This window comes from Amphritea pacifica (assembly GCF_016924145.1).
GTDB lineage: Bacteria > Pseudomonadota > Gammaproteobacteria > Pseudomonadales > Balneatricaceae > Amphritea > Amphritea pacifica.
Genome location: NZ_JAFFZO010000062.1, coordinates 1 through 5977 on the forward strand (window position 1 = coordinate 1; position 5977 = coordinate 5977).

Annotated in this window: 6 protein-coding genes; 1 reads left to right on the forward strand and 5 read right to left on the reverse strand. The window is 42.0% G+C overall.

Translation table 11 applies throughout. From position 1 onward, the window contains the following. Positions 1-161: 161 nt before the first annotated feature. The 4 genes from JW499_RS21195 to JW499_RS21210 form a co-directional block, all read right to left on the reverse strand. Positions 162-1343 carry a DUF6575 domain-containing protein gene (locus JW499_RS21195; protein WP_205212451.1) on the reverse strand — a complete coding sequence of 394 codons (1182 nt, stop codon included), beginning with the start codon at positions 1341-1343 and terminating at the stop codon, positions 162-164. Further along, positions 1330-1722, reverse strand: coding sequence for a hypothetical protein (locus JW499_RS21200; RefSeq protein ID WP_205212452.1), 393 nt, complete (start codon positions 1720-1722; stop codon positions 1330-1332). The genes JW499_RS21195 and JW499_RS21200 overlap by 14 nt, the downstream gene beginning before the upstream one ends. Before the next feature lie 107 nt (positions 1723-1829). Then, entirely contained in the window at positions 1830-3692 is a 1863-nt protein-coding gene (locus JW499_RS21205; RefSeq protein ID WP_205212453.1) for a DUF4209 domain-containing protein, read from the reverse strand. 137 nt (positions 3693-3829) lie between these two features. Then, positions 3830-4303, reverse strand: coding sequence for a hypothetical protein (locus JW499_RS21210; protein WP_205212454.1), 474 nt, complete (start codon positions 4301-4303; stop codon positions 3830-3832). Between the two features lie 338 nt (positions 4304-4641). Between JW499_RS21210 and JW499_RS21215 the strand changes: the two genes are divergently transcribed. Further along, the gene (locus JW499_RS21215) at positions 4642-5610 is read left to right on the forward strand and encodes an integron integrase (protein ID WP_205212455.1); all 969 of its coding nucleotides are present in this window, start codon (positions 4642-4644) and stop codon (positions 5608-5610) included. Between the two features lie 13 nt (positions 5611-5623). Here JW499_RS21215 and JW499_RS21220 read toward each other — a convergent pair whose 3' ends face one another. Then, positions 5624-5806, reverse strand: a complete 183-nt coding sequence (locus tag JW499_RS21220; RefSeq protein ID WP_232846575.1) for a 5-carboxymethyl-2-hydroxymuconate Delta-isomerase — start codon at positions 5804-5806, stop codon at positions 5624-5626. Between the last annotated feature and the right edge of the window lie 171 nt (positions 5807-5977).

Consider the following 5977-nt stretch of genomic DNA (forward strand, 5'->3'; position numbering starts at 1 on the left):
TGCCTTGGGCTTCCTCCAGCCAGCCCCTCGCGGGACTAACCTTGCCCTTTGGCTAACCTTCGGCTCTGCGAATACCTGGTACGAGGACTTTCACCTCGCTAGTTAAGTGCCATGCCTGGCACACACGCCTAAATCAGGTGCGCCGTAGGCGTCACCTGGATTTACTTGTTAAGCGATGATTGCTCAATCTCTATGAGTTTATATGACCACTTCTCTTTATCTGTTACCGGATTTACTTTGCATGTTTCTTCGATTGTTGCGTTTACAATGCTTGGAACATTGAATTGATATGACTCCAAAGACTTGTCGAGCTTACCTTTTAACAACTCTCCATCATTTTTCACAACTGCAAAAAAATCATTTTCGATGTCTACTCCAACAAGTCTTATATCTTTGTGTTTGATTGTTTGAGTATCACTCGATTCACCTTCTTCTAGTTGCCTCAATGCCTCTTTTATTTGATGAAATGGGATTATTGAAGCTCTAAAATTACCATATGGGTCAGACCATTCAGCTTTAACTGAAACACCTGCTGCTACTAACTCTTGAAGTACCGCTTTGTATCTGGCTCTAGACAATAAATTGTATCCTTTAACTTCTTTTAGAACTCGATTACTTTCTTCAGTAGCAGTAAGAAGATCCATGAATTTATGGAGATTTTGATTTTGGCTTGAGTCTGAGAATAAATCGCTATTTTTGCTTTGTAACCTGACACCAAAAGAACTCGCAAAAAAACCAGACACCATGAGCGTATTTTCATCTTTGATATGTTCTGGAACTTTACGAATGTCAATATCGCTGGGACATGCTGATGAATAAAGGTAGTTTTGTAATTTCGTAAGTATTTTACCTAACGCATCGGATGCAATTTCATATGTTTGGTGCGATTTACTAAACGCCAAGTCAAGAACCTGTCTATAATTTGCAACAGCGGCCTCTTGAATATTTACTACTTTTTGAGGAAGCGTAGTTGATGGGATATCGTATTCTAAAAATTCACCTTCATCAGGCAGCCACTCAGGGTCGTAATCTTCTGATTTAATAAGGTCTGTATTAAATTCATTTGTAGATGCAACTGTGACTAAGTATGAAAATCCTTCCTCAGGTTTTTCAAAGCATGAACGAATATCAATTTTATTGTTTTTTAAAGCGCAGTACCTTTCAAAGCTGACTTTTGAGTAAAGCCAAACATCACAATCATTTATGTCGTCAACCCAGTGGACAAGGTATATTTGCCCAGTTTGGTTTTTGCAGCTATAGAATCTTGGGCCTTCAAAAAAATCAAATATTTCCCAAGGCTTGAGATTTTGTATCTCAACATTTAGATAGTTATGCTGCGACATTCTCTTCTACCTCTACAAACCCTCTTTCAGGCTGCTCTGTGGAAACCCACCATGTTATGTGAGGATTTTTGAATGTTTCAAGCACCATTCCATCTTCCTGTTTAACAACTCCCTTTGATATTTTGTGATTCTTAAACTTCTTTTTATATTTCCTTCTCCATTTAATGGCACCTTCAATATTTTTAAAAACTGACAATCCATGAGAGCAGCAGTTCATGAATTCATCAAAATTCTGATGCGGAGTCTTAAGCTCAAACGCAAGCGGAATAAAATCATTAGAATTTGGAGGGGAGTTTTCCACTAATCTATACAATTCAATTTCATCATTTCGTGCTTCTTTTGGTGGACATTGTGTTGGTAGTGTATATTTCCAATCCATGAATTCCCCCCAATGTTTATTTAAGAGCTTAACGCTTCGCATCACCGGCAGCCAAAATCGGCGCGACGAAGGAGCGACGCTTTTGGCTGTCCGAGTGCATGCGTTTGTTAGGCATTATCTTCTGCCTGACCTTCGTTTTCTTGTTGGTTGGCACGATTTGCATTCCAAAAGGTGTTAAATATAAGACGAAAAGTAAGCCACCAAGCATAGATTGAATATATATTTTGGCTTTCCTCATACCCGATAAGACCGTGCGCTAATTCATTTCGTAGATTAGGTCCGAAAGGATCACAAAACATTGCTTTTAATTCGAACGAAAGATCTTTTCCAAAGATATCATCTACCTTTGGATTATCCATTAGCGTGCTAAGACCGTTTTCGTTCTCTATGCCGTTAATATCTATATTGGTTGTCTTTTCCCCATGTTGTTTTAGGTGATATCTAACTAAGTTTTCTATCTGGGGAATAAGCAAATGCAAGGCACTAATAAAATCGCCATCGAAGCCTTGAAAAAGCGCTTTTGCCATAAGCCGAATTCTATCTGGCGGCACTACCGGAGACCTTTTTACAACCGAATAAAAATCCGCCTCCTTTAATCTGTGCTCTTGCCTAATTACTTCAAGAGCTGGCCAGATATCACCCTGCACTACCAAGCTGAGTTCCATAGCGTAGTGCTTAACCATTTCTGGCCAGATGACTGATTCTTGATTTTCTCCCCCAAGTTCAGCAGCAGGTTTCTTTGCAACTACTCTACCGTCTGATGACATATGAGTAGCTGCAAACAATGACTGCAAGGGGTGATTCCTTATCATTTCCTCAGAGAAGCTTCGTATTTTGTCAGCTCGTGCCCCTCTGTAGACGTTTGCAAACTGCAATAGCGCTTCCGATAATTCTTTTCCTTTTACAGCTTTCACTGAGTTTTCAATTAGTTCGCTGATATCTATTGGCCCAGATGTGATTTGGCCCATTTCATTAAGTGAGTTTTCTCCTGCCTCATTCATTAGCCCCCTGAGTTCAACGATCCTTTCTTCAACATTGTGTTGATCGCGTAGCGCTCTCGGAATTGTTCTGTATTTATGTATCGCGCTTTCATAAAAACTCGCGGCCACCATGTTGCTAGGATTATCACTAGCCTGTCTAGCGATTGCCTCCTTAACCCAACACTCTGCATTTCTAACAATCATTACTGTGGATTGTGGTGCATTTTCTGATTTTTTATACCATTCTGATGCCGCATCTAAATAATCTCTTGCCCTATGAAGATCGCCAGAGTCTTCAAAGTAAGTAGCAAGCGCCTCAAGTTTTTCAGCAATATCCTTCTTATCTTTAACTCCCAAGTGGTGCTTTGAAAGTAAATCAGCTAGCCAGTTGGCCAAATATCCATCTTCCGGCGAAGATTCTTTCAGCGCCTCAACTATTTTTGACTCTATCTCTTTTAACCTTTCGCCGGCGCCAGCCCGAAGCATTAAACATAGCTGTATAGCCCTATCCCAACATTCCCGACCATCTCGAATCCAACTTTCGGTACCGATTTCAATACTTCTATAATTATCTATCGCAGAGAGTGCATGCTGAGGATTCTTCGGCTTTAATAGCAACCACGCTATATCTGAAATTCTTGCACATAATTTTGGTTCACCAATAAAAGGTATGATTTGTGAAAAGAACTCGATGTCTTCATTTTTGAAATCTTCTGGAAGTGCCGAACGTTTTCCATCCATAACCATAAAAGGTGCAAAAGGCTCGTTCAAACTATTAGGCTTCAACATCATTGAGCAGGCGTCTGCAAGTAACCAAAGTACTTTCCCTGCTTCTAAATTACCTTCTTCTGTAGCCTTCCGTGCTCTCGACGATAGCTGTTGCCACATGGATGAATAGTCTTCTCGACGTGCGTCTTCCAATGCCTCGCGCCAACCACAAGCATTAAAGTCATCCAATGAAATATTTGTATTCTCTGGGTAACGTTCCATGATATTCCAAACCTATTTAATGCCTAACGCCGCAGTCACGGGACCAGCGTAGTGGAACAAACATGTGGTAAAGTTTGCGCAGCAAACCACATGTTTGTGGAGCGTAGCTGGTTCCCGTGCACTGCCTTGTTAAAACTTTACAGGTGCGTACTTGCGGCTTTTGACAGCCCGGTCTCTGCACAAAACTCACGTGCTGTTTCTCCCCAATACCAGCCATTCTCGTCAATAAATTTCCTTCGAATGTAGCCTGAAATGCTTCTGTAAAGCTTCTCGGTTTCTGGCTTCAGCCCATTTATCCATAGCCTGCCAGGATAAAACATTCCATCATTTGCGTATGACCTAGTGAACTCCAATACTTCGACTTTTGGAAAACCCCGTTTGTCTCGCAAATCCGACACATATATTTTCCCGCCTGAGCAGGGCAATATATCTTGTGTAAGCACACCGAGATCCCTATAGACAGAAACATCTGCTAAATCAGAGATTTCTAATACATCAATCCATTGTTTTTTCGGATTAAAAAAATCACAAATAAAGTAGCCTTCCTTCTTTCGGATGAATTCAAAAAGAGCTTTTTCATCATTTGGGCTTGTAAAGAAGTTTATTTGCATAGAGTTTTAACAGCTTAGTTGTGCGCGTGCGCATATGCACGGAAATGGAATACGGGTTGAACGAGGCTAACTATCTGAGTTAAATACATTTTTTAAAAACTCCCTTTCATTTGGCTCCGTGTAAACGCGCATGCACGTTATCCCCAAATCACACAGCACATTATCCCGAGAGCGGTCCGCATAACCGATTGATTTTCCGGGAATGATTACAGAACTATCCGATGATAACGCGCTCTCGTCAAGATATTTTACTGGTAAAACGTGCGGGAAATGAACTATATTGAAAATCAACTGTATATATATACATATTACATACCACCATTGCGAAGGGAGTCGCTATGAGCAAAAGTCCATTTTTAAACAGTATTCGAGAAGCGATGAGGCAAATGGGCTATAGCCTGAGAACTGAAAAAACGTATCTCTACTGGATACGCTACTACATACGGTTTAATCAGCTTAAACACCCTTCCGAGCTAGGGGGTGAGGATGTCATCAGGTTTCTGACATATTTAGCCAATCAACAGGATGTGGCGATCAACACCCAGCGTACGGCTCTCAATGCTATTGCTTTTCTGTATAACAAGTTTTTACAACAGCCTCTGGGAGAGCTTGGTTTCACTTACGCAAAACGTAGCAGACGTATTCCAGTTGTTCTAAACGCAGCTGAGGTACAGACGATTTTGCAACACTTCAAAACCCGTGATCTGGTAATTTTTTCTCTGTTATATGGCAGCGGCCTGAGAATCACTGAGTGCCTTCGGTTACGTGTAAAAGATATTGATTTTGAGCGTTACAGCGTGACGGTTCACGACGGTAAGGGAAATAAAGACCGGGTTACCCTGTTACCTCGCTCCCTTGAGGGCCCTTTGAAATCAATTATCAACCAAAGCCTGATCTGCCAGAAAGAAGACAACAGCAAAGGAATTGGCCCCTCGTTACCGCATGCTTTGTACAAGAAATACCCCAATGCATTCCGACAGCCTGGATGGATGTATCTGTTTCCTTCGCAGTCGTTGTGTGCTCACCCGTTAAGCGGAGAGATCTGCCGCCATCACCTGCATCCGTCAGTTGCTCGGAAGGCTCTCAACAAAGCAAAATCACTGGCGGGAGTGGAACATAAACCGATCAGCTGTCATACATTCAGACACTCTTTTGCTACACAGTTATTAGCAAACGGGCAAGATATCCGTACCGTACAGGAGCTATTAGGGCATAGCGATGTTGCTACCACCCAGATCTATACCCATGTATTAGGTCAGCATTTTGCCGGCACGCAAAGTCCGGCAGACCTGCTGATTGTGACTTAACAGCGATGCTCGCTCAGGCTTTATCGGCGAGTTTTTTATGGATGTTGTTCATCCGGTAGTTGCGCTCGGGATGTAGCTCGATCATCTCAAAACCCGCGCTCATCCAGCGACGCTCAAACACCGGTTTGAGGCACTCACTGAAGGTTTCAAAGATTTTATCGGAAGCAGCTTTCAGTACTTCCGGCGTACGGCCCATTAAAGGGGTCAAAGCCGAATGGCACTTACTTAAAAAAAAAGTAAAAAAGGGGACAGATTTATTTTTTGAAGCAAGTTACGTCTGTCTGCTAAAGAATTTAACAAATCAAACCCTGCGGTATCCCCACAAGCAAGCCGCGCAGCCGTATTCAAACCACGGCTTTTTATGCCC